General features: G+C 68.7%; 19 protein-coding genes and 1 tRNA gene. 4 read left to right on the top strand and 16 right to left on the bottom strand.

All coding sequences use genetic code 11. The annotated features are described in order from the left end of the window. Nucleotides 1-2 precede the first annotated feature (2 nt). Nucleotides 3-374, bottom strand: coding sequence for a 30S ribosomal protein S12 (gene rpsL, locus ACH4F2_RS03875; protein WP_003948652.1), 372 nt, complete (start codon nucleotides 372-374; stop codon nucleotides 3-5). A gap of 286 nt (nucleotides 375-660) precedes the next feature. Next, nucleotides 661-1,698 (bottom strand): glycosyltransferase family 2 protein, encoded by a 1,038-nt coding sequence (locus tag ACH4F2_RS03870; RefSeq protein WP_398131077.1) that lies wholly within the window; start codon nucleotides 1,696-1,698, stop codon nucleotides 661-663. A gap of 101 nt (nucleotides 1,699-1,799) precedes the next feature. Here ACH4F2_RS03870 and ACH4F2_RS03865 point away from each other — a divergent pair, with 101 nt between their 5' ends. After that, nucleotides 1,800-3,092 carry a hypothetical protein gene (locus ACH4F2_RS03865; protein WP_398131267.1) on the top strand — a complete coding sequence of 431 codons (1,293 nt, stop codon included), beginning with the start codon at nucleotides 1,800-1,802 and terminating at the stop codon, nucleotides 3,090-3,092. 350 nt (nucleotides 3,093-3,442) lie between these two features. Here the strand turns inward: ACH4F2_RS03865 and ACH4F2_RS03860 are convergent, their stop codons facing one another. The 11 genes from ACH4F2_RS03860 to ACH4F2_RS03810 all read right to left on the bottom strand — a co-directional run bounded on the left by ACH4F2_RS03860 (nucleotide 3,443) and on the right by ACH4F2_RS03810 (nucleotide 17,793). Continuing rightward, complete coding sequence (locus ACH4F2_RS03860) at nucleotides 3,443-7,342, bottom strand: DNA-directed RNA polymerase subunit beta' (RefSeq protein ID WP_398131076.1); 3,900 nt, start codon at nucleotides 7,340-7,342, stop codon at nucleotides 3,443-3,445. A 110-nt stretch (nucleotides 7,343-7,452) separates the two neighbouring features. Further along, nucleotides 7,453-10,938, bottom strand: a complete 3,486-nt coding sequence (gene rpoB, locus ACH4F2_RS03855) for a DNA-directed RNA polymerase subunit beta (RefSeq protein ID WP_003974309.1) — start codon at nucleotides 10,936-10,938, stop codon at nucleotides 7,453-7,455. 651 nt (nucleotides 10,939-11,589) lie between these two features. Next, a complete protein-coding gene (gene rplL, locus ACH4F2_RS03850; RefSeq protein WP_063482831.1) occupies nucleotides 11,590-11,979 on the bottom strand; it encodes a 50S ribosomal protein L7/L12 in 390 nt (129 codons plus the stop codon). A 123-nt stretch (nucleotides 11,980-12,102) separates the two neighbouring features. Then, on the bottom strand, nucleotides 12,103-12,633 hold the full coding sequence (rplJ, locus tag ACH4F2_RS03845; protein WP_073725156.1) for a 50S ribosomal protein L10: 531 nt from the start codon (nucleotides 12,631-12,633) through the stop codon (nucleotides 12,103-12,105). Between the two features lie 306 nt (nucleotides 12,634-12,939). Then, complete coding sequence (locus ACH4F2_RS03840) at nucleotides 12,940-13,899, bottom strand: hypothetical protein (RefSeq protein ID WP_398131075.1); 960 nt, start codon at nucleotides 13,897-13,899, stop codon at nucleotides 12,940-12,942. Nucleotides 13,900-13,990: 91 nt separating this feature from the next. Next, the gene (locus ACH4F2_RS03835) at nucleotides 13,991-14,773 is read right to left on the bottom strand and encodes a hypothetical protein (RefSeq protein ID WP_398131074.1); all 783 of its coding nucleotides are present in this window, start codon (nucleotides 14,771-14,773) and stop codon (nucleotides 13,991-13,993) included. A gap of 129 nt (nucleotides 14,774-14,902) precedes the next feature. Next, nucleotides 14,903-15,628 (bottom strand): 50S ribosomal protein L1, encoded by a 726-nt coding sequence (rplA, locus tag ACH4F2_RS03830; protein WP_398131073.1) that lies wholly within the window; start codon nucleotides 15,626-15,628, stop codon nucleotides 14,903-14,905. Nucleotides 15,629-15,712: 84 nt separating this feature from the next. Next, on the bottom strand, nucleotides 15,713-16,147 hold the full coding sequence (gene rplK / locus ACH4F2_RS03825) for a 50S ribosomal protein L11 (RefSeq protein ID WP_006130605.1): 435 nt from the start codon (nucleotides 16,145-16,147) through the stop codon (nucleotides 15,713-15,715). Nucleotides 16,148-16,338: 191 nt separating this feature from the next. After that, complete coding sequence (gene nusG, locus ACH4F2_RS03820) at nucleotides 16,339-17,244, bottom strand: transcription termination/antitermination protein NusG (RefSeq protein ID WP_398131072.1); 906 nt, start codon at nucleotides 17,242-17,244, stop codon at nucleotides 16,339-16,341. A gap of 80 nt (nucleotides 17,245-17,324) precedes the next feature. After that, nucleotides 17,325-17,612 (bottom strand): preprotein translocase subunit SecE, encoded by a 288-nt coding sequence (secE, locus tag ACH4F2_RS03815; protein WP_398131071.1) that lies wholly within the window; start codon nucleotides 17,610-17,612, stop codon nucleotides 17,325-17,327. Between the two features lie 108 nt (nucleotides 17,613-17,720). Continuing rightward, nucleotides 17,721-17,793: transfer RNA gene (locus ACH4F2_RS03810), tRNA-Trp, on the bottom strand. A gap of 225 nt (nucleotides 17,794-18,018) precedes the next feature. On the opposite strand from ACH4F2_RS03810, the gene ACH4F2_RS03805 reads away from it, so the two are divergent. Both ACH4F2_RS03805 and ACH4F2_RS03800 read left to right on the top strand, forming a co-directional pair. Further along, entirely contained in the window at nucleotides 18,019-19,245 is a 1,227-nt protein-coding gene (locus tag ACH4F2_RS03805) for a pyridoxal phosphate-dependent aminotransferase (RefSeq protein ID WP_398131070.1), read from the top strand. Between the two features lie 120 nt (nucleotides 19,246-19,365). Further along, the gene (locus ACH4F2_RS03800; RefSeq protein ID WP_398131069.1) at nucleotides 19,366-20,397 is read left to right on the top strand and encodes an adenosine deaminase; all 1,032 of its coding nucleotides are present in this window, start codon (nucleotides 19,366-19,368) and stop codon (nucleotides 20,395-20,397) included. 142 nt (nucleotides 20,398-20,539) lie between these two features. Here the strand turns inward: ACH4F2_RS03800 and ACH4F2_RS03795 are convergent, their stop codons facing one another. Then, nucleotides 20,540-21,136: a TetR/AcrR family transcriptional regulator gene (locus ACH4F2_RS03795; RefSeq protein WP_398131068.1), complete on the bottom strand. Its 597-nt coding sequence runs from the start codon at nucleotides 21,134-21,136 to the stop codon at nucleotides 20,540-20,542. A gap of 133 nt (nucleotides 21,137-21,269) precedes the next feature. Between ACH4F2_RS03795 and ACH4F2_RS03790 the strand changes: the two genes are divergently transcribed. Further along, the gene (locus ACH4F2_RS03790) at nucleotides 21,270-21,902 is read left to right on the top strand and encodes an NAD(P)-dependent oxidoreductase (RefSeq protein ID WP_398131266.1); all 633 of its coding nucleotides are present in this window, start codon (nucleotides 21,270-21,272) and stop codon (nucleotides 21,900-21,902) included. 140 nt (nucleotides 21,903-22,042) lie between these two features. Here the strand turns inward: ACH4F2_RS03790 and ACH4F2_RS03785 are convergent, their stop codons facing one another. Both ACH4F2_RS03785 and ACH4F2_RS03780 read right to left on the bottom strand, forming a co-directional pair. Next, nucleotides 22,043-23,098, bottom strand: coding sequence for a UDP-N-acetylmuramate dehydrogenase (locus tag ACH4F2_RS03785; protein WP_398131067.1), 1,056 nt, complete (start codon nucleotides 23,096-23,098; stop codon nucleotides 22,043-22,045). 164 nt (nucleotides 23,099-23,262) lie between these two features. Then, nucleotides 23,263-23,643 (bottom strand): DUF3291 domain-containing protein, encoded by a 381-nt coding sequence (locus ACH4F2_RS03780; RefSeq protein ID WP_398131066.1) that lies wholly within the window; start codon nucleotides 23,641-23,643, stop codon nucleotides 23,263-23,265. Nucleotides 23,644-23,746 lie beyond the last annotated feature (103 nt).

Genomic DNA, 23,746 nt, shown 5'->3' with positions numbered 1-23,746 from the left:
TCTTACTTCTCCTTCTTGGCGCCGTAGCGGCTGCGGGCCTGCTTGCGGTTCTTCACACCCTGGGTGTCAAGCGAACCGCGGATGATCTTGTAGCGAACACCCGGCAGGTCCTTCACACGGCCGCCGCGCACGAGCACGATGGAGTGCTCCTGCAGGTTGTGCCCCTCACCCGGAATGTAAGCGGTGACCTCGATCCCGCTGGTCAGACGCACACGCGCGACCTTACGCAGGGCCGAGTTCGGCTTCTTCGGGGTGGTCGTGAACACACGCGTGCAGACGCCGCGACGCTGGGGCGAACCCTCGAGTGCGGGCGTCTTGTTCTTCTCGACCTTGTCCTGCCGGCCCTTCCGGACCAGCTGCTGGATCGTAGGCACTACTTCTCCGGTTTCTGTGTGCCGAATGGTGAAGCTAACCTGGAACGTCACCGACCCACGCGGTCGGGTGTGTCGAAGCCGCGGACTTTCGCCGCTAGGCGAAAGGGGCGCGGATCACGGTGGCCGGTCAGGACCCCACAGCGGTTGAAGGCACGCACGAGGGCCAGGGCACACCCCAGGCACAAGGCTTGAGCGTACCTATCGCATTCGCTGCGGTCAAAACAAATGCGCGGGACCGGCAGTAGCACCCGATTCGTCCCGCCGTGTCCGGATCGGCGCGGGTGCCTCAGACCCGCGGCACGGGAACGCGCGGCTCGCGCGCCTCACCGGCGTCCGCGCCGGCCCGTCCGTCGGCGGGCGGGGGCGCGTCCGCCGTGTCATGGCGGACGAAATACGTCGGGCGGTTCTGGACAGCCGTGTATATCCGGCCGACGTACTCGCCGAGCAGGCCGACGCAGATCAGCTGCACGGCGCCGATGAAGACGATGCCGGTGAACAGCGACGTCCAGCCCGGCACCGTGGCGCCCATGGCGAACGCGACCAGCGTGTAGACCAGCAGCCCCAGGCAGACGACGAAGGCGCCGGCGCCCAGCCAGGTCGCCAGCCGCAGCGGGGCCGCGGAGAACCCGGTGACGCTGTCGACCGCGAGCCGGATCATCCGGCCCAGCGGGTACTTGGTGCGGCCCGCGGTGCGCGGAGCGCGCTCGTACGTCACCCGCCCGCTCGGGAAGCCCAGCCAGGGCACGAGGAGCCGGTAGACCCGCTGCTGGTCCGGCAGCGCCTTCAGCGCGTCCACGGCGGCCCGGCTGAGCAGCCGGAAGTCGCCCGCCTGCGCGGGGACGGACGGGCCCGCCAGGCGCCGCATGAGCCGGTAGTAGACGCCCGCCGACCACCGCTTGAACCCGGAGTCGCTGCTGCGGTCGACGCGGACGCCGTACACGATGTCGAGCCCCTCCGCGCGGGCCAGGGCCAGCATGTCGGGGATCTTCTCCGGCGGGTCCTGGAGGTCGGCGTCCAGGCTCACCACGTACGCGCCCGACGCCCGGTCCAGGCCGGCGGTGAGGGCCGCCTGATGGCCGGAGTTGCGCCGCAGCGCGACCACGCGCAGTTCCGGCCAGCCCAGCCGGAAGGCGGCGAGCAGCTCCGCCGTACGGTCTCCGCTGCCGTCGTCCACCGCCACGACCTCGTGGGCGACGCCCAGCTCCGCCAGTACCGGCCGCAACCTGCTGACCAGCGCGGGCAGGACCTCTTCCTCGTTGTACATCGGAATGACGACCGACAGCACGATCGCTTCGTGCAGTTCCCCGTCCCGTCCCTCGGGCACCGCGCCTCCCCTCCCCCGAACATCGAGCACAGATGTGCGACTCTTGTGCGATCTTATGGCAGCAACTGACGGTTGAGGGTGGACTGAGGGGGATGACAGCCATGGACACGGCTGCCGACGAAACGGTGACCGACGAGTCGGCGGGCGCACCGGAACGGCTGCCCGGCGAAAGCCGGAAACGCTCCTGGCGGACCTGGCCGCCGACCCTGCCGGACGGCGCGCGCCCCTACCTGGCCCCGCTCGTCCTGTACGGCGTCACGAAGCTCGTCGGCCTCGCGGTCTTCGCCTCCCTGCTGGAGTACGCCGGGGACTACAAGGAGAAGAACCCGCGCTTCGGCGGCGGCGCCCACTGGTGGGACGTCCTGGCCACCTGGGACGGCTGGTGGTACCTCCAGGTCGCCGAGCACGGCTACAGCCCCTCCCTGGTACGGCTCGACTCGGACGGCCTGTTCACGGTCCAGCAGAACTCGGTCGCCTTCTTCCCGCTCTATCCGTCCCTGATCCGCATGGTCTCGGAGACGACGGGTCTCGGCCTGTACGGCTCCGGGATCCTGGTCTCCGTCGTCTTCTCGTTCGTCGCCGCGGCCGGCATCTACGCCGTGATCTCCCTGATCGCCGGTGCCCGGGCGGGCACCATCGCCGCGGGGCTGTGGGCCGTGGCCCCCGGCGCGGGCGTCGAGTGGGCGGTGTACTCCGAGTCGCTGTTCGTCGCCATCGCCGCCTGGGCCTGCTACGCCGTCATGACCAAGCGCTGGGTGGCGGCCGGCCTGCTGGCCTTCACCGCCGGCCTGAACCGCCCCACGTCCGCCGTCCTCATAGGCGCCGTCGGACTCGCCGCGCTGGTGACCCTCGCCCGCCCGGCCACCCGGCGCGAACACGGCATACGCGGCCCGGTGTACGCCATGGTCGTCGCCCCCCTGGGCCTGCTCGCCTACATCGCCTGGGTCGGCTACAGCATCGGCGAGCCCACCGCGTACTTCACGCTCCAGCGCGAGGGCTGGGCGCACTTCTTCGACTACGGCGCCCACACCCTGGACGTGCTGCGCAACATCGCGGTGGGCCGCGGCGACTACCCCTTCGCCTTCTACACCCCCGACGTGCTCTCCGTCCTTCTGGTCCTCGCACTGCCCTTCCTGATCGCCCTGATGTGGCGCCGGCGCCCCCCGCTGGTCCTCGTCGCGTACACCCTGGCGACGATCATCACCGTCCTCGGCACCCAGCAGATGTTCGGCAACACGATGCGCTACCTGCTGCCCGCCTTCCCGCTCCTCCTGGCCCCCGCGGCAGCCCTCGCCCGCCAGAAGCTCCCGGCCCTGACGGTCTTCTTCACCACGGCCGCCCTCGCCTCCGGCTGGTACGCGCACTACGTCCTGTTCGAACTGGGCGTGCCCTAGCAGACCTCGCCGCTCGCCGGCCTCACGGCGAGCGGCGCTTGCGCCGGCACGGCCACCTTTCCCGTCCCGGTCCGTGGAGGGGCCGGCACCCGCGCGGTCTTCCCGGCCGGGGCGAGCGGCGGCGAGCCGCCCGCCCGCACGCCGCCGCTCGAGAAGGGCCCGGCCCGGCAGGACCGGTGTCCGAAAGGCACGCCTGCCCGGCGCCGACCGGACGGGGCCGAGGACATCGGCGTCGTCCGGCGCCGTGAGGACCCGCGCCACCGCCTCCGGCACGCGGACGCCGCTTCCCGTACGCCGAAGGGCGGCCACCCCCGCAGGGATGGCCGCCCTTCGATCAGGCGATCACTCGCTCACTGGTTGTACGGACCGTAGTCGTAGTCCTCCAGCGGAACGGCCTGGCCGGAGCCCGTGCCGAACGGCGAGTAGTCGATGTCGTCGTAGCCGACGGCCGAGTACATCGCGGCCTTGGCCTCCTCGGTCGGCTCGACCCGGATGTTGCGGTAGCGGGACAGGCCCGTACCGGCCGGGATGAGCTTACCGATGATGACGTTCTCCTTGAGGCCGATGAGGCTGTCGGACTTGGCGTTGATCGCCGCATCCGTCAGGACTCGGGTCGTCTCCTGGAAGGAGGCGGCCGACAGCCAGGACTCCGTCGCCAGCGAGGCCTTGGTGATACCCATCAGCTGCGGACGACCGGAGGCCGGGTGACCGCCCTCCTGGACCACGCGACGGTTCTCGGTCTCGAACTTCGTGCGCTCCACGAGCTCGCCGGGCAGCAGCTCGGCGTCGCCCGACTCGATGATCGTCACGCGGCGCAGCATCTGCCGGATGATGATCTCGATGTGCTTGTCGTGGATCGACACGCCCTGCGAGTTGTAGACCTTCTGGACTTCGCCGACCAGGTGGATCTGCACCTGACGCTGACCCAGGATGCGCAGCACGTCGTGCGGGTTGGTGGCACCCACGGTGAGCTTCTGGCCCACCTCGACGTGATCGCCCTCGCCGACCAGCAGACGGGCACGCTTCGAGATCGGGAACGCCGTCTCGTCGCTGCCGTCGTCCGGGGTGACGACGATCTTCTTGGTCTTCTCGGTCTCCTCGATCCGGACGCGGCCGGAGGCCTCGGAGATCGGGGCGACACCCTTCGGGGTACGGGCCTCGAAGAGCTCGACGACACGCGGCAGACCCTGGGTGATGTCGTCACCGGCCACACCACCGGTGTGGAAGGTACGCATCGTCAGCTGGGTACCGGGCTCACCGATGGACTGGGCGGCGATGATGCCGACCGCCTCACCGATGTCGACCAGCTTGCCGGTGGCCAGGGAGCGGCCGTAGCACATGGCGCAGGTGCCGACCTGGGACTCACAGGTCAGGATCGAACGGGTCTTGACCTCCTCGACACCGTGGCGCACGAGCTGGTCGATGAGCACGTCACCGAGGTCGACGTTGGCCGGCGCGATCACCTTGCCGTCGATGACGACGTCCTCGGCGAGCATGCGGGCGTAGACGCTGGTCTCGACGTCGTCCGTCTTGCGCAGCGTCCCGTCGGCCTCGCGGACGGCGATCGGCAGCTTCAGACCGCGCTCGGTGCCGCAGTCCTCCTCGCGGATGATGACGTCCTGGGAGACGTCGACCAGACGACGCGTGAGGTAACCCGAGTCGGCGGTACGCAGAGCGGTGTCCGCCAGACCCTTACGGGCACCGTGCGTGGAGATGAAGTACTCCAGCACGGACAGGCCCTCACGGAAGGAGGCCTTGATGGGACGCGGGATCGTCTCGTTCTTCGCGTTCGACACCAGACCACGCATACCGGCGATCTGACGCATCTGCATCATGTTGCCTCGTGCGCCCGAGTTCACCATCATGAAGATCGGGTTGGTCTTCGGGAAGTTGTCGTTCATCGCCTCGGCGACCTCGTTGGTCGCCTTGGTCCAGATCGCGATGAGCTCCTGCGTGCGCTCGTCCTTGGTGATCAGACCGCGCTCGTACTGCTTCTGGACCTTCTCGTCCTGCGCCTCGTAGCCCTTGACGATCTCCTTCTTCGCCTCGGGAACGACGACGTCGGAGATGGCCACGGTGACACCGGAACGGGTCGCCCAGAAGAAGCCGGACGCCTTCAGGTTGTCGAGCGTCGCCGCCACGATGACCTTCGGGTAGCGCTCGGCGAGGTCGTTGACGATCTCGGAGAGCTGCTTCTTGCCGACCTCGTAGTCGACGAACGGGTAGTCCTCGGGCAGCAGCTCGTTGAAGAGCGCGCGGCCCAGCGTGGTCTTCAGGGTGAAGGTGTCACCCTGCTGCCACTCCGGCTCACCCTCCTCGCGGGCCGGGGGCTCCCAGCCGCGGGGCGGGATGGTGCCCACCGGGAAGCGGATGTCGACCTTCGACTGGAGCGACAGGTCGCCCGCGTCGAACGCCATGATCGCCTCGGCGGCGGAACCGAAGGCACGGCCCTCGCCCTTGAGGTCGCGGCCCTCGCCGTCGGTGGTGAGGAAGAACAGACCGAGGACCATGTCCTGGGTCGGCATCGTCACCGGACGGCCGTCGGCCGGCTTCAGGATGTTGTTCGAGGACAGCATCAGGATGCGGGCCTCGGCCTGCGCCTCCGCGGAGAGCGGCAGGTGGACGGCCATCTGGTCACCGTCGAAGTCCGCGTTGAACGCGGTGCAGACGAGCGGGTGGATCTGGATGGCCTTGCCCTCGACCAGCTGCGGCTCGAAGGCCTGGATGCCGAGGCGGTGCAGCGTGGGCGCACGGTTCAGCAGAACCGGGTGCTCCGCGATGACCTCTTCCAGCACGTCGTACACGACCGTGCGGCCGCGCTCGACCATGCGCTTGGCGCTCTTGATGTTCTGCGCGTGGTTCAGGTCGACCAGGCGCTTCATCACGAACGGCTTGAAGAGCTCCAGCGCCATGGCCTTCGGCAGACCGCACTGGTGCAGCTTCAGCTGCGGGCCGACGACGATGACGGAACGCGCCGAGTAGTCGACTCGCTTGCCGAGCAGGTTCTGACGGAAGCGGCCCTGCTTGCCCTTGAGCATGTCGGACAGCGACTTCAGCGGACGGTTGCCGGGGCCCGTCACCGGGCGGCCGCGACGGCCGTTGTCGAAGAGCGCGTCGACGGCCTCCTGGAGCATGCGCTTCTCGTTGTTCACGATGATCTCGGGCGCGCCGAGGTCGAGAAGCCGCTTCAGGCGGTTGTTGCGGTTGATCACACGGCGGTACAGGTCGTTCAGGTCGGAGGTCGCGAAGCGGCCACCGTCCAGCTGCACCATCGGACGCAGGTCCGGCGGGATGACCGGCACGCAGTCGAGCACCATGCCCTTGGGGCTGTTGCTGGTCTGCAGGAACGCGGAGACGACCTTGAGGCGCTTGAGCGCACGGGTCTTCTTCTGGCCCTTGCCGGTACGGATGATCTCGCGGAGGCGCTCGGCCTCCTCGTCGAGGTCGAAGGACTCCAGGCGCTTCTGCAGGGCAGCCGCACCCATGGAGCCGTCGAAGTAGGTACCGAAGCGGTCGCGCAGCTCGCGGTAGAGCAGCTCGTCGCCCTCCAGGTCCTGGACCTTGAGGTTCTTGAACCGGCTCCACACCTCGTCGAGGCGGTCGATCTCGCGCTGCGCACGGTCGCGCAGCTGCTTCATCTCACGCTCGGCACCCTCGCGCACCTTGCGGCGCACGTCGGCCTTGGCACCCTCGGCCTCGAGCTCGGCCAGGTCGGTCTCGAGCTTCTTGGCCCGGGCCTCCAGGTCGGCGTCACGACGCTGCTCGACCTGCTGGCGCTCGACGGAGACGTGGGCCTCCAGCGAGGGCAGGTCGCGGGTGCGGCGCTCCTCGTCGACGTACGTGATCATGTACGCCGCGAAGTAGATGACCTTCTCCAGGTCCTTCGGGGCGAGGTCGAGCAGGTAGCCCAGCCGCGACGGAACGCCCTTGAAGTACCAGATGTGGGTGACGGGGGCGGCGAGCTCGATGTGGCCCATCCGCTCACGGCGCACCTTGGCGCGCGTGACCTCGACGCCACAGCGCTCACAGATGATGCCCTTGAAGCGGACACGCTTGTACTTGCCGCAGTAGCACTCCCAGTCCCGGGTCGGACCGAAGATCTTCTCGCAGAAGAGTCCGTCCTTTTCGGGCTTGAGCGTGCGGTAGTTGATCGTCTCGGGCTTCTTGACCTCGCCGTGGCTCCACTGACGGATGTCGTCAGCGGTGGCCAGACCGATCCGGAGCTCGTCGAAGAAGTTGACGTCGAGCACTATGCGTCAATCCCTCTCAGGGTTGTAAGTCTTGGGGTCTGAAACGGGGGTCCTGGGGCCGGCCGGAGGCTCAGGGATCTTCATCGCTGAACCTCCGGGCCGGACTCCCGTCAGACCTCTTCGACGCTGCTCGGCTCGCGCCGGGACAGGTCGATGCCGAGCTCCTCCGCTGCGCGGAAGACGTCCTCGTCGGTGTCACGCATCTCGATGGACATGCCGTCCGAGGACAGCACCTCCACGTTGAGGCACAGGGACTGCATCTCCTTGATGAGCACCTTGAAGGACTCGGGGATGCCGGGCTCAGGGATGTTCTCGCCCTTGACGATGGCCTCGTAGACCTTCACGCGGCCGGTCACGTCGTCGGACTTGATGGTCAGCAGCTCCTGGAGGGCGTACGCGGCGCCGTAAGCCTCCAGCGCCCACACCTCCATCTCACCGAAGCGCTGGCCACCGAACTGGGCCTTACCACCCAGCGGCTGCTGGGTGATCATCGAGTACGGGCCGGTCGACCGGGCGTGCAGCTTGTCGTCGACCAGGTGGTGGAGCTTGAGGATGTACATGTAGCCGACCGAGATCGGCTCCGGGAACGGCTCGCCGGAGCGGCCGTCGAACAGCCTCGCCTTGCCGGACGGGAGCACCATGCGCTCGCCGTCGCGGTTCGGGATGGTGTGCTGGAGCAGGCCGGCCAGCTCGTCCTCACGCGCACCGTCGAAGACCGGGGTGGCGACGTTGGTGCCGGGCTCGACCTTGTCGGCGCCGATGACCTGGAGGCGCTGCGCCCACTCCTCCGCGAGGCCGGAGACGTCCCAGCCACGGCTGGCGAGCCAGCCGAGGTGGATCTCCAGGACCTGTCCCGGGTTCATTCGGGACGGGACACCCAGCGGGTTGAGGATGATGTCGACCGGGGTGCCGTCCTCCAGGAACGGCATGTCCTCGATCGGGTTGATCTTGGAGATGACGCCCTTGTTGCCGTGACGGCCGGCGAGCTTGTCACCGTCGGTGATCTTGCGCTTCTGCGCGACGTAGACGCGGACCAGCTGGTTCACGCCCGGCGGCAGCTCGTCGCCCTCTTCGCGGTCGAAGACGCGGACGCCGATGACCTTGCCGATCTCACCGTGCGGCACCTTCAGCGAGGTGTCACGGACCTCACGGGCCTTCTCACCGAAGATCGCGCGGAGCAGGCGCTCCTCCGGCGTCAGCTCGGTCTCGCCCTTGGGCGTGACCTTGCCGACGAGGATGTCGCCGGCGACGACCTCGGCACCGATGCGGATGATGCCGCGCTCGTCGAGGTCGGCGAGGACCTCCTCGGAGACGTTCGGGATGTCCCGGGTGATCTCCTCGGGGCCGAGCTTGGTGTCACGGGCGTCGACCTCGTGCTCCTCGATGTGGATCGAGGAGAGGACGTCGTCCTGCACGAGGCGCTGCGACAGGATGATCGCGTCCTCGTAGTTGTGACCCTCCCACGGCATGAACGCGACCAGCAGGTTCTTGCCGAGCGCCATCTCGCCGTTCTCGGTGGCCGGACCGTCGGCCAGGACCTGGCCCTCGATGATCCGGTCGCCCTCGGCGACGATGACCTTCTGGTTGACCGAGGTTCCCTGGTTGGACCGGGAGAACTTGGCCAGGCGGTACGTGATGTACGTGCCGTCGTCGTTGGTGGTGGTGATGTAGTCCGCGGAGACCTCCTGGACCACACCCGCCTTCTCGGCCTTGACCACGTCACCGGCGTCGGCGGCGGAGCGGTACTCCATGCCGGTGCCGACGAGCGGGGACTCGCTCTTGATGAGCGGCACCGCCTGACGCATCATGTTCGCGCCCATGAGGGCACGGTTGGCGTCGTCGTGCTCGAGGAACGGGATCATGGCGGTCGCGACCGACACCATCTGGCGCGGCGAGACGTCCATGTAGTCGACGTCGTCACCGGGGACGTAGTCGACCTCGCCGCCACGACGGCGGACCAGGACGCGGGCCTCGGCGAACCGCATGTCGTCGCCCAGCGCGGCGTTGGCCTGCGCGATGACGAAGCGGTCCTCCTCGTCGGCGGTCAGGTAGTCCACGTCGTCCGTGACCTGGCCCTCGACGACCTTGCGGTAAGGCGTCTCGATGAAGCCGAACGGGTTGATCCGGCCGTACGAGGCGAGCGAGCCGATCAGACCGATGTTCGGGCCTTCGGGCGTCTCGATCGGGCACATGCGGCCGTAGTGCGACGGGTGAACGTCACGGACCTCGAAGCCGGCCCGCTCACGGGAGAGACCACCCGGGCCGAGGGCGTTCAGACGACGCTTGTGCGTCAGCCCCGACAGCGGGTTGTTCTGGTCCATGAACTGGGACAGCTGGCTGGTGCCGAAGAACTCCTTGATGGAGGCGACGACCGGCCGGATGTTGATCAGGGTCTGCGGCGTGATCGCCTCGACGTCCTGGGTCGTCATGCGCTCGCGCACGACGCGCTCCATACGGGCGAGACCCGTACGGACCTGGTTCTGGATCAGCTCGCCGACGTTGCGGATGCGGCGGTTGCCGAAGTGGTCGATGTCGTCGGTCTCGACGACGATCTCCCGGCCCGACTCGCCGACCGTCTCGGTCTCACCGGCGTGCAGCTTCACCAGGTACTTGATGGTGGCGATGACGTCGTCGGTGGTGAGCACGCCGGCGTCCAGCGGCTCGTCGGCGCCGAGCTTCTTGTTGACCTTGTAGCGGCCGACCTTGGCGAGGTCGTAGCGCTTCGGGTTGAAGTAGAGGTTCTCGAGCAGCGTCTGCGCGGCCTCACGCGTGGGGGGCTCGCCCGGACGCAGCTTGCGGTAGATGTCGAGCAGCGCGTCGTCCTGGCCCTGGGTGTGGTCCTTCTCCAGGGTGGCGCGCATGGACTCGTACTCGCCGAACTCCTCGAGGATCTGCTCGGTGGTCCAGCCGAGGGCCTTGAGGAGGACGGTCACGGACTGCTTGCGCTTGCGGTCGATGCGCACACCGACCATGTCGCGCTTGTCGATCTCCATCTCCAGCCAGGCACCCCGGGACGGGATGATCTTGGCGGAGAAGATGTCCTTGTCGGACGTCTTGTCGATGGAGGAGTCGAAGTAGACACCCGGCGAACGGACCAGCTGCGACACGACGACACGCTCGGTGCCGTTGATGACGAAGGTGCCCTTGTTGGTCATGAGCGGGAAGTCGCCCATGAAGACCGTCTGGGACTTGATCTCGCCGGTCTCGTTGTTGGTGAACTCGGCGGTGACGAAGAGCGGGGCCGCGTACGTGAAGTCGCGGTCCTTGCACTCGTCGATGCTGTTCTTGGGGGGCTCGAAGCGGTGGTCGCGGAACGTCAGCGACATCGACCCGGAGAAGTCCTCGATCGGCGAGATCTCCTCGAAGATCTCCTCCAGACCGGACTTGGTGGGGACGTCCTGACCGGACTCCAGCGCCGACTCGACGCGAGCCTTCCACGCGTCGTTGCCGAGCAGCCAGTCGAAGCTCTCGGTTTGCAGCGCGAGGAGGTTCGGAACCTCGAGGGGCTCCTTGATCTTTGCAAAGGAGATGCGCAGCGGGGCGGTGCTGGCAGCGTTGTTCGTATTCGCGGTCGAGGCATTGCGCGAGGCGGCCAAGAGGGGGTCCTTCCGAGGGCTCGGACTCACTACGCGCGTACCGGCCCCTCTTCCGTGCACGAAGACAGGGGGCGCCTGATGTGGCGAAAAGCCAGGTCAGGCATGCTCTGATCGTCGGTGCTCGGGCGAGGGCAGACCCCTGGTGACGGGCAGGGGGCAACTAACAGGCAGCGCAAAGGGTCAGTGTAGCCACATGGCACACTGATGTCCAGTGCGGGTCTCGATGACCGTGTTCGCTCCTCGTTGTTCTCACCACCTGCGGCAAGGCCTCACCCTCAACGCACCGTGATACTGCCCTCTTCGCCGTGGATCCATGCCTCGGATTCGGATCCTTGTGACGACGCGTCCTGAGAATCGCGCGCTGCGTGCGGTTCGTCAAGGCCCCCCTTGCCCGAACCGCCTGCCCGCCAGGGGCTCTCAGGGCTCCGGCGACGGCACGACGAAGATCACCTTACTCTCCGCCGTCACGCGTGCAAGGCAGCCGCCACCGGACCCCGCGTACGCCGAAGAGCGACCACCCGGATGGATGATCGCTCTTCGGCACTGAGGCGTTACAGGTTCTGACGGATCCGTGAGATCCATGAGACCTGCCAGGCCACTGAGACCAGTGAGGCCATCAAGGCCTGTGAGGTCACAGAGACCTGTGGGGTGTTACTTGACCTCGACGGAGGCGCCGGCGCCCTTGAGGGACTCGGCGGCCTTCTCGGCGGCGTCCTTGGCGACCTTCTCGAGGACGGGCTTCGGGGCGCCGTCGACGAGGTCCTTGGCCTCCTTCAGACCCAGGGAGGTCAGCTCGCGCACGACCTTGATGACCTGGATCTTCTTGTCGCCGGCACCGGTGAGGATGACGTCGAACTCGTCCTTCTCCTCGGCGGCCTCGGCGGCGGCGCCACCAGCGGCACCACCGGCGACGACGACCGGCGCGGCAGCGGCGGCGGTGACGTCGAACTTCTCCTCGAAGGCCTTCACGAACTCGGAGAGCTCGATGAGGGTCATCTCCTCGAACTGGGCGAGCAGGTCGTCCTGGCTGAGCTTCGCCATGATGGCGGTCCTTCCACTAATTCGGCAGGTGCCGGGTGTACGGGGTGAGGCGGGCGTACGTCGGGCCCGCAACGACCCTCACCTCATGCGGCGCACGCGGCGAGGATCGGAAAGCGAGCCGAATTACTCGGCACCGCCCTGCTCGTCCTGCTTGGCACGGAGCGCGTCCACGGTGCGGACGAGCTTCGACGGCAGCGCCTGGAAGACAGAGGCAGCCTGCGACTGCTTGCCCTTCATGGCACCGGCCAGCTTGGAGAGCAGAACCTCGCGGGACTCGAGGTCCGCAAGCTTCTTGATCTCGTCGGCGGACAGCGCCTTGCCGTCAAGGACACCGCCCTTGATGACGAGGTTCGGGTTGTCCTTGGCGAAGTCGCGCAGACCCTTCGCCGACTCCACCGGGTCACCGGTGACGAAGGCGACGGCCGTCGGACCAGCGAAGAGCTGGTCGTCGAGCGTGATCCCGGCCTCGTTGGCCGCAATCTTGGTCAGCGTGTTCTTCACCACGGCGTACTGGGCGTTCTCACCGAGCGACCGGCGCAGCGTCTTGAGCTGCGCCACGGTGAGACCGCGGTACTCGGTCAGCACAGCGGCGTTGGAGCTGCGGAACTTGTCCGTCAGCTCGGCAACCGCGGCAGCCTTTTCGGGCGTCGCCATAGAGCCTCGGCCTCCTTCCGGGTGATTCGGACCGCGCGGACCCGAAGGAGGACTGGGAAAAACGAAACGCCCCGGCGCAGGCGCACGGGGCGTGGCTCAACCGATTGCCATACGCACGAGGCGCGGCTCAAGGGAGCTCATCCACAGTCACCTGCGCGGGTCGTCCGCAGTTCAGCGGATCCTTCGGCCACCGTGTCTCTCGCGAGCGCACGGCAACGACCAGCGGTCTTTGGCTTCCTCAGGAAGGTACCCGAACCAATCGCCGTCAGGCAAATCCGGTCGCGGACCGACGGGCGGGACCGGAACTCAGACCCCGGAGCCGAGCTCCAGCGACTCCAGTTCGGCCAGCTCCTCGTCGAGGTCGCCCTCGCCGTCGGCGATCTCACCCAGCTTCTTGATCATCTCGAACAGATCGAAGGTGTCAGCGGCCGCCGGCACCTCGACCTCGGCCTTGGCTCCGTATTCGGAGAGCTTCATGCTCATGTCGACGGCGCCCTGGGGAGAGTCCATGACGACGTCCATGCGGACCGGCAGGTCGTCGTCGTTGACCCAGACCTCGGTGTCGTAGCCCTTGATGCCGGACTTCTCGACGTTCTGCAGCAGCTGCTCGCGCTCCTTGGGCTCGAGCACGTCCAGGCTCTCGTTGCTCTCCATCATCTCCTTGACGGTGAGCGTGCCCTTGTAGTGCCGGGCCGTCACGCCGCCGACCTTCTCGTCGCCGACGTGCTTGAGATTGGGCGACTCCAGGAGCAGGGCGAGCTGCTCGACCGGACTCTGGTTCATGTTCTCCAGGCCGGACAGCATCGCTCCTCCGGCCTCGGCGCCCGCGGACTCGGCGGCGGCCGCCAGGTCCATCTTCATCCAGCGCTTGCCGTCCATGTCCTTGGCCGCGGCCTCGCCCATGTCCGCGTACATCACGTTGTCCTGCCAGATCATCCGCATCTGCTCCGGGGCGTCCGGCTCGGTGGCCAGCATGGAGCCCTTCATGGTCACGTCCATGACCGTCGGATCCCAGCCCATGACACCGGTCATCGAGACATCGCCGCCGTCCATGGCGGCCGGCATCGACATGGTCATCTCGATCTTGGCGGACTTCGCCTCGGACGTCTTCTCGTACGCCGCGGTCAGAACCTGCTGGACGGTCCGCTCACCGCCGGACGCTCCGTCCTCCTTCTCGGCACCACAGCCGACGGCCCCACCGGCCAGCACCAGAACGGACACTCCGGCGAGGGCCGCCCCGCCTCGCGAGTACACGGAAAGCCTCATCGATTTCCCCCCAAGGAAACGTGACGAACTCATGGCCGAACATGAGAATTCCGTGTGAGCCTAACCGACGGTGTCGGACGGCAGTCCCGAATTACCCGCTCGTCCCTTCCAGCAGCTCCGTGAAGTCGGCGGTGTCCCCGGCCGGCGGGCGTTCGGCGGAGACTGCGACGCCGTAGTCGCTGTAGTACGCGGTCTGGGTCAGCTCCCCGGTCTCCGTCCGCCCCCGCTCGACCTTCTTGACCAGCAGGTCCCGGTCGTCGACCCAGATGTCGACGGTCTGCCCGGTGGCGCCGTCCACCGTGCCGGACCAGTGCGTGGTGCGCCGGCCGCGGGTCGTCTCCTCGCCGACCCTGCGCACGTCGTCGGAGGCCAGCAGCAGCTTCGCCGCGTGGTGGGGCGCGGTGCTGCGCATCTGCTCCGCGAAGCCGGTGCCCGTGTCGCCGTCGAGGTCCTCCAGGTCGGCGTAGACGTATCTGATCCAGTGTCTGCCGCCCGCCCGGTCGGCGAACTCGTCGCCCATCCTGGCGTAGTAGGCGTCGGGCAGGTACCGGGCCTCCATGGCGGTGGTCCCGAGCCGGCGCATGGTCTCGGCGGTCGTGCCGCCCGTGTACGTGATCGTCAGGGTGCCGGTGAGGCCGTCGCGCCAGGCGAGGGCACCGGCCGCGTCCAGGGACAGCTCGCGTCCCATGACGGTCGTGGACTCGACCCGCGCCGAACCCGCCCGTCCCGTGGCCCGCTGCACGGAGCGCAGGGACTGGGCCGATGCGTCGGCCGAGTCGGCGGGCGCGGCGGCCGAGGCGCAGGCTGTGACGCAGGCCAGCGCGGCCGTCGCCGCGATCGAGACGACCGTACGGCGTGCCGTCGTCCTCGTCATGCGTCCCACCCCCGTGCGAGCCCCGTGACCGCACGCTAACCCAGGCCACTGACATCCGTACGGGAAAAGGGGACGGGCCCCGCACCTCGGAAGGTGCGGGGCCCGTGAACCGGTTGGGCGAGCCGTGGCTCAGACCGCCGCCGGGTCCTCCTCGACGAGGAGGTTGCGGGTGCGGTTGGAGTCGACCGGAATGCCGGGGCCCATCGTGGTGCTGATGGCGGCCTTCTTGATGTAGCGGCCCTTGGCGGCGGACGGCTTCAGACGGAGGATCTCCTCCAGCGCCGCGCCGTAGTTCTCCACCAGCTGGGTGTCGTCGAAGGACGCCTTGCCGATGATGAAGTGCAGGTTCGAGTGCTTGTCGACGCGGAACTCGATCTTGCCGCCCTTGATCTCGGTCACGGCCTTGGCCACGTCCGGGGTCACGGTGCCGGTCTTCGGGTTCGGCATCAGACCACGCGGGCCGAGGACGCGGCCGAGGCGGCCGACCTTGCCCATGAGGTCCGGGGTGGCGACGACGGCGTCGAAGTCCAGACGGCCCTTCGCCACCTCGTCGATCAGTTCGTCGGAGCCGACGATGTCGGCGCCCGCGGCGGTCGCGGCCTCGGCACGGTCACCGGTCGCGAAGACCAGGACCCGGGCGGTCTTACCGGTGCCGTGCGGGAGGTTCACGGTGCCACGGACCATCTGGTCGGCCTTGCGCGGGTCGACACCCAGGCGGAAGGCGACCTCGACGGTGCCGTCGAACTTGGTCGTGGAGGTCTCCTTGGCGAGACGGACGGCCTCGAGCGGGGCGTAGAGCTTGTCCCGGTCGATCTTGGCGTCCGCAGCGCGGAGAGACTTGCTGCGCTTGCTCACTACTGCTCCTGTTGGCTTCTGAGGAGTCGTGGTGCGGGCCGAGCAGGCCCTGCCACTACTACTGCTGTCTTACGGGGGTGGAGGTCAGCCCTCGACCGTGACGCCCATGGAACGCGCGGTGCCGGCGATGATCTTCTCGGCGGCGTCCAGGTCGTTGGCGTTGAGGTCGGGCATCTTGGTGGTGGCGATCTCACGGACCTGGTCACGCGTGATCTTCGCGACCTTGGTCTTGTGCGGCTCGCCGGAGCCCTTCTCCACGCCCGCGGCCTTGAGGATCATCTTCGCGGCCGGCGGGGTCTTGGTGATGAAGGTGAAGGAGCGGTCCTCGTAGACCGTGATCTCCACCGGGATGACCCAGCCACGCTGCGACTCGGTCGCGGCGTTGTAGGCCTTGCAGAACTCCATGATGTTGACGCCGTGCTGACCCAGCGCGGGGCCGACCGGCGGAGCCGGGTTCGCGGCACCGGCCTGGATCTGGAGCTTGATGAGCCCCGTGACCTTCTTCTTCTTGGGAGGCATAGCTCTCCGGGTCCTTTCGATTCGGGTCCTGCCGGCATCCGGGGGCGACCCGGACACAGGCATACCGCACAACGATAACGGGTATGGATGTGCGGCTAAAAACCGAGCAGGTCAGACGGTCCCCCGCAAGCGGGAGGCGCCCCCCAGCGGGAGCCCGTCTGACCTGCTCGGAAGCAGTACGTCCAGAGAAGCTAGTTCTTCTGGATCTGGTCGAAGCTCAGCTCGACCGGGGTCTCGCGGCCGAAGATCTCGACGAGGCCCTTGACCTTCTTCGAGTCGGCGTTGATCTCGTTGATCGTGGCCTGCAGCGTCGCGAACGGGCCGTCGGTGACGGTGACCGAGTCGCCGACCTCGAAGTCCAGGACCTGGACCTCGACCTTGCGCTGCGGAGCCGGCTTGCCCTCGGCCTCGGCTGCCTCGCGGGCGGCCTTCTCCTCGGCCTCGGGGGCGAGCATCTTGACGATCTCGTCCAGCGTCAGCGGGTACGGGTCGTAGGCGTTGCCGACGAAGCCGGTGACGCCGGGGGTGTTGCGGACGACGCCCCAGGACTCGTTGGTCAGGTCCATGCGCACGAGGACGTAGCCGGGCAGCTTGTTCTGCCGGATCGTCTTGCGGTCGCCGTTCTTGATCTGGACGACCTCTTCCTGCGGCACCTCGGCCTGGAAGATGTAGTCCTCGACGTTGAGCGAGACGGCGCGCTGCTCGAGGTTGGTCTTCACGCGGTTCTCGTAACCGGCGTAGGTGTGGATCACGTACCACTCGCCGGGGAGGACGCGCAGTTCCTGACGGAGCTTCTCGATCGGGTCGAGCTCGGGCTCGGGCTCGGCGGCCTCGGCGGTCTCCGCGTCGGCGTCCTCGGCCTCCGCCTCCTCGGCCTCCGCGTCGTCACCCGCCGGCTCGTCGGTCTCGTCCTCGGCGTCGGCGGTCTCGTCCTCGGCGTCGGCGGTCTCGTCCGCGTCCGCGACGACGGCGTCGTCGGCAGCCTCGGCCTCGACGGAGGCCTCGGTGTCCTCGTTGTCGGCGCCCTCGAAGGTGCCGGGCTCGTCCTCGACGGACTCGACCGGCTCGATGGCGTCGTTCACGTTCGGGTCAGACACGGTGGCTGCTTCTTCCTGGATACATAGGGGTGGAACACGCGAAAGGGGCGCCGGGTACCTCGGCGCCCTTCGCTCTCGAATCAGCCGAAGACGTACTTGGCGGCGTTACTGAAGCCATAGTCAATCAGAGTCACCAGGCCGATCATGATGACCACGAAGATGATCACCACGGTGGTGTACGTCGACAACTGGTTGCGGCTCGGCCAGACAACCTTGCGCAGCTCCGCCACGATCTGGCGGTAGAAGAGCGCGAGGCGCTTCAGCGGGCCCTTCTTGGCACGCTTGCCGCCCTTGCGCGACTTCTTCTTGGAGTCGGGCGCTTCGTCCTCGGCATCAGGCATGTCGATGGAGCCCACGGCGTCCGTCACTCGTCCTCACCTGATTCCGGGTCGTGGCCGTGCCGCGCCCGGTCTGAGCCGCACGGCGGTGCATTGCTGTACGTACATGCGCACACATCCTGGCGAAGGTGTGTGTAGCAGGGCCGGAGGGACTTGAACCCCCAACCGCTGGTTTTGGAGACCAGTGCTCTACCAATTGAGCTACGACCCTTTGTGTGTCCCCAACGTACCGCATACGCCCGGATGCTTGGTGTGCACCGAGTGAGCGCGGGCCGCTGAAGGCCAACGAGGTGAGAGTGTACGTGCTCAGGCGCCGGGCGTCGAACAGAAAGGGCGTGCGGACTGATGTTCAGGGCTCCGCCCGGTCCGGTGCCGGTCCTGTTCAGTCCGTGAAACCCCGGTGCCCGGGAAGTTTCCTGTCTGGAACGATGGGTCCATGAGCGCTGCAACCCCTCCCACCGAGCGCCGGGTCTCCGCCCGAGTCGGTGCGATCTCCGAGTCCGCCACCCTCGCCGTGGACGCCAAGGCCAAGGCCCTCAAGGCCGCCGGACGTCCGGTGATCGGCTTCGGCGCCGGCGAGCCCGACTTCCCGACGCCCGACTACATCGTCGAGGCCGCCGTCGAGGCCTGCAAGAACCCGAAGTACCACCGCTACACCCCGGCCGGCGGGCTGCCCGAGCTGAAGGCCGCGATCGCCGCGAAGACGCTGCGCGACTCCGGCTACGAGGTCGACCCGTCGCAGATCCTGGTCACCAACGGCGGCAAGCAGGCCATCTACGAGGCGTTCGCCGCGATCCTCGACCCGGGCGACGAGGTCATCGTCCCGGCGCCGTACTGGACGACGTACCCGGAGTCGATCCGGCTGGCCGGCGGTGTCCCCGTCGAGGTCGTCGCCGACGAGACGACCGGCTACCGGGTGAGCGTGGAGCAGCTGGAGGCCGCGCGCACCGAGAAGACGAAGGTCGTCCTGTTCGTGTCGCCGTCGAACCCGACGGGTGCCGTGTACAGCGAGGCCGAGACCGAGGCGATCGGCCAGTGGGCCGTCGAGCACGGTCTGTGGGTGCTGACCGACGAGATCTACGAGCACCTCGTCTACGGCGACGCCTTCTCCGTCTCCATGCCCGCGCTGCTGCCCGAGCTGCGCGACAAGTGCATCGTGGTCAACGGTGTCGCGAAGACGTACGCGATGACCGGCTGGAGGGTCGGGTGGGTCATCGGCCCGAAGGACGTCGTCAAGGCCGCGACGAACCTCCAGTCGCACGCCACGTCCAACGTGTCCAACGTGGCCCAGGCGGCGGCGCTGGCCGCGGTCTCCGGTGACCTGGACGCCGTGGCGAAGATGCGCGAGGCCTTCGACCGGCGCCGCCAGACCATCGTGCGGATGCTCAACGAGATCGACGGCGTGCTGTGCCCGGAGCCCACGGGCGCGTTCTACGCGTACCCGTCGGTGAAGGCGCTCCTCGGCAAGGAGATCCGCGGCAAGCGCCCGCAGGACACGGTCGAGCTGGCCGCGCTCATCCTGGAGGAGGCCGAGGTCGCGGTGGTGCCCGGCGAGGCCTTCGGCACGCCCGGGTACCTGCGGCTGTCGTACGCGCTCGGGGACGAGGACCTCGTCGAGGGCGTGAGCCGGATCCAGAAGCTGCTGGCGGAGGCGCGGGACTGACCGCACTCCCGCGACAGGGCACCCCGGAACGTTCCGGGGTGCCCTGTTTCTTTGTGCGAGCAAGACCACGTCCGGGGAAAGTGCTGTCGGGCCGGGCGTGGCGTGGGGCAGGATCGGTGGATGGAGCGTGTACGTGATCTCTCTGAGCTGCCGAAGGCCCATCTCCACCTGCACTTCACCGGGTCGATGCGGCCCGCGACCCTGCTGGAACTGGCCGACAGACACGGCGTGCGTCTGCCCGAGACGCTGACCGAGGCGCTGGGCCGCGGGGAGTCCCCGAAGCTGCGGGCGACGGACGAGCGGGGCTGGTTCCGCTTCCAGCGGTTGTACGACGCGGCGCGGTCCTGCCTCCAGGAGCCGGAGGACATCCAGCGGCTGGTACGGGAAGCCGCCGAGGAGGATCTGCGGGACGGGTCGGGATGGCTGGAGATCCAGGTGGACCCGACGTCGTACGCGCCGCGGCTGGGCGGGCTGATTCCGGCGCTGGAGATCATCCTGGACGCGGTGGAGACGACCACGCGGGACACCGGGATCGGAATGCGGGTGCTGGTGGCCGCCAACCGGATGAAGCACCCGCTGGACGCTCGGACGCTGGCCCGGCTCGCGGTGCGGTACGCGGACCGGGGCGTGGTCGGGTTCGGGCTGTCCAACGACGAGCGGCGGGGCATGGCCCGGGACTTCGACCGGGCGTTCGCCATCGCGCGGGAAGGGGGGCTGCTGTCCGCACCGCACGGAGGTGAGCTGACCGGTCCGATGTCCGTACGGGACTGCCTGGACGACCTGGAGGCCGACCGGATCGGCCACGGAGTGCGGGCGGCGGAGGATCCGCGGCTGCTGAAGCGGCTGGCCGACCGGCAGGTGACGTGCGAGGTGTGCCCGGCGTCGAACGTCGCCCTGGGCGTGTACGAGAAGCCGGAGGACGTGCCGCTGCGGACGCTGTTCGAGGCCGGGGTGCCGATGGCGCTGGGCGCGGACGACCCGCTGCTGTTCGGGTCCCGGCTGGCCGCCCAGTACGAGATCGCCCGCGAGCAGCACGGGTTCACGGACGCGGAGCTGGCGGAACTGGCACGTCAGTCGGTGCGGGGGTCGGCGGCTCCGGAGGATGTGAAGGGAAAGCTGCTGGCGGGTGTGGACGACTGGATGGCCTCATAGGGGGCGGCGGCACGGGTGGGTGCGATGGGGCACGCCCCGCTCGAGCTGAGCCGGGAGCCGGGAGCCGGGAGCCGGGGGCGGCACCCCGCCTCGCGCCGGGCCGCGTCACCCGTCCCCGCCCGCGCCCAGGCCGGGCGACAGATCAGCAGACCCCCGCGAGCAGCGTCCGGGCCAGTCGCCGCGCGAAGTCGTCCATGGGCGGGCGGGCACCGCTCCGCGTCGCGTCGTACGCGAACGCCCGCTGCGCGCAGGCACCCAGCAGCAGCGACGCGGCGGCGAAGGTGTCCGCGTCGGCACGGACGCGCCCGGCGGCCTGTTCGGCGCGCAGGTAGGCATCGAGACCCTCGATCGGCAGGTGCGGCCCGGTGCCCAGTTCCCGCATCGCGTCGTCGTGCCGTCGCTTGAGCTCCGTCTGCGCGTACAGCGAGGCGGCGATCGGGAAGCTCTGCTCGTAGAAGAGCGCGGCCTGGCGGGCGATCTCCGTGACGTTCTCCTCGAGGGAGGCGCGGCCCGGCTCGGCGGCGAGCTCTCGCAGCAGCGGGGTCAGGCGCGGCAGCCGCTCGGAGAGGACGCGGATGAACAGCTCCTCCTTGCTCACGAAGTGCTTGTACAACGCGGCCTCGGAGCAGTCGGCTCCCCTGGCGATCTCCTTGGTGGTGGCGCGGGCGAGCCCGACGGTCAGCATCAGCTCGTGGGCGGCGTCCAGGATGCGCTCCCGGGCCGGCTTGGCGGGCGACATGGCTGCTCCAGGCGGGGGTTGACGAGTGGGTGAGTACTTACTCACCCTAGAGGAGGAAGGGGTGAGTAAGTACTCACCCACCCAGGTCGTCCACCAGCGCGCGGCCACGCCGCCGCGCGGAACGGAGTACGCCATGAAGCTCACCGTCTTCGGTGCCACGGGAGGCATCGGCCAGGAGATCGTCCGGCAGGCGCTCGACGCCGGACACCGGGTCACGGCCGTCGTACGGGATCCCGCGCGGCTGTCCGTGACCGGCGAACGCCTGGAGGTGTTCCGCGCGGACCTGGGCGACCCGGCGGCTGTGCGGCCGGCGGTGGCCGGGCGGGACGCCGTACTCTCCGGGCTCGGCGCCCGCCGCCGCGCCGACGCCGGGGTCGCGACGCGGCTGACCCGGACGGTGCTCGGCGCGATGGAGGCGGAGGGCGTGCGCAGGCTGCTGGTCGTCAGTGCCGCTCCGGTGGGGCCCGAGCCGCGGGACTCCGGACTGCTGGACCGAGGGGTGCGCGGCGTCGTCTCCGCCGTCCTCAAGGACATCTACGCCGATCTGCGGGCCATGGAGGCGGATGTGGCGCGCGGCGCGACCGACTGGACGGTCGTCCGACCGCCGCGCCTGCAGGACAAGCCGCTCTCCGGCCAGTACCGGACAGCGGTCGGCGGCTTCCCGTCCAAGGGCCGTTTCGCGGGCCGCGCCGACGTCGCCCACGCGATGCTCGCGATGATCGGGGACGCGGGGACCCTGAAACAGGGCGTGGGGGTCGCCTACTGAGGCGTGGCTCCTCGGCGTTGGGTGTCGGCTATCGGGCGTCGGTTGTGGGCGTCGGCGACGAGCTGAGGCTTCGGCTTCGGCTTCGGCTTCGGCTTCGGCTTCGGCTTCGGCTTCGGCTTCGGCTTCGGCTTCGGCTTCGGCTAGAGGCTGACGCCGACCGTCACCGGTTCGTTGACCAGCGTGATGCCGAAGGCCTCGCGGACTCCGGTGACGACCTCGCGGGCCAGGGCGAGCAGGTCCTCCGTGGTCGCGTCACCGCGGTTGGTGAGGGCGAGGGTGTGCTTGGTGGAGATGCGGGCGGGCCCGGTGCCGTAGCCCTTGGTGAAGCCGGCCTTGTCGATCAGCCAGGCCGCGGAGGTCTTGAGGCGGCCCTCGCCGGCAGGGAAGGCGGGCGGCTCGGCGCCTTCGCCGAGGCGTTCGTCCACGCGGGTGCGGAAGGCGGCGAACTCCTCGTCCGTGAGGATCGGGTTGGTGAAGAACGACCCGGCCGACCAGGTGTCGTGGTCCTCGGGGACCAGGACCATGCCCTTGCCGGCGCGCAGCTTCAGCACGGTGTCGCGGGCTGCCGTCAGCGGCACCCGCTCGCCCGCCTCTACGCCGAGGGCACGGGCCGTCTCGGCGTAGCGGAGGGGCGCGGAGAGCCCGTCGGCGTTCTCCAGCTCGAAGCGGACGCGCAGGACGACGTACCGCTCGGGCTCGGCCTTGAAACGGCTGTGGCGGTAGGAGAACCCGCAGTCGGCATTGGTGAGGGTGACCGTCCCGCCGGCTCTGCGGTCGTACGCGATCACCTCGGTGATCGTCGAGGCGACCTCCTGGCCGTACGCGCCGACGTTCTGGATGGGGGTCGCGCCCGCCGAGCCGGGGATGCCGGCCAGGCACTCGACGCCGGCGAGTCCGGCCTCGACGGTGCGGGCGACGGCGTCGGTCCAGATCTCGCCGGCCGCCAGTTCCAGCGTCGTGCCGTCGAGGGAGAGGCCGCGTGTGGCGATGTGCAGGGCCGTGCCGTCGAAGCCCTTGTCGCCGATGACCAGGTTGGATCCGCCGCCGATGAGCAGCAGGGGCGTGCCGGTGTCGTCGGCCTCGCGGACGGTGGCGATCACCTCGGCGTCGGTCGTGGCTGTGACCAGCCGGGTCGCCGGTCCTCCCAGCCGGAAGGTGGTCAGCGGGGCGAGGGGGGCGTCGTGGAGTTCCTGCACGCGCCCAAGAGTACGAGACGGCACCGGCACCCCCGGGCAGCGGGAAACGCCCCGACCGGCCGGCCGGGGCGTTCCTGTCCTCACTTCCGCCCTCACTTCCGTCCTCGTGTCCGTCCTTGAGGCCGTCCTTGAGGCCGTCCTTGAGGCCGTCCGTTCGACCGTCCTCACGTCAGACGGCGTCGCACCTCCGCCCAGCTCACCGGAAGCTCGTCGCTCGACGCCGGCCAGGAGGCGAACTTCGAGTCCCGCATCTCCCCGGCGAGTCCGCGGGAGGTGGGTGCGTGGGTGCCGGAGTGGGCGAAGGCCTTGAGGGCCTCCGGCGACTCCCAGGCGGACAGCGTCCAGAAGGTCCGCTTGAGAGGCTCCGCCTTCAGGGACGCGCCGTACGCTCCGGGCGCGCCCCTGACCTGCCTCCACACGCCGGGCGTGCGCGCCAGGAACTTCAGCGCTCCCCACAGGGTGCGGGTCTCGAAGCGGGAGGCGAAGACGTGAACCTCCGTGGCCTGCGGCGGCCGGTTCGGCACGGTCCAGGGAAGGGTGGGCATGCCGGGCTCCTTTCGTGTCTCGTGCGTCGCTTCTCGTACGACGCTTCTCGTGTGTCTCTTCTTGGATGTCGCTTCTCGGTTGTCGCTTCTCGCGGCGTCAGGC

Source organism: Streptomyces sp. NPDC017890 (assembly GCF_044328675.1).
Taxonomy (GTDB): domain Bacteria; phylum Actinomycetota; class Actinomycetes; order Streptomycetales; family Streptomycetaceae; genus Streptomyces.
This window is presented reverse-complemented; position numbering and strand designations above follow the sequence as displayed.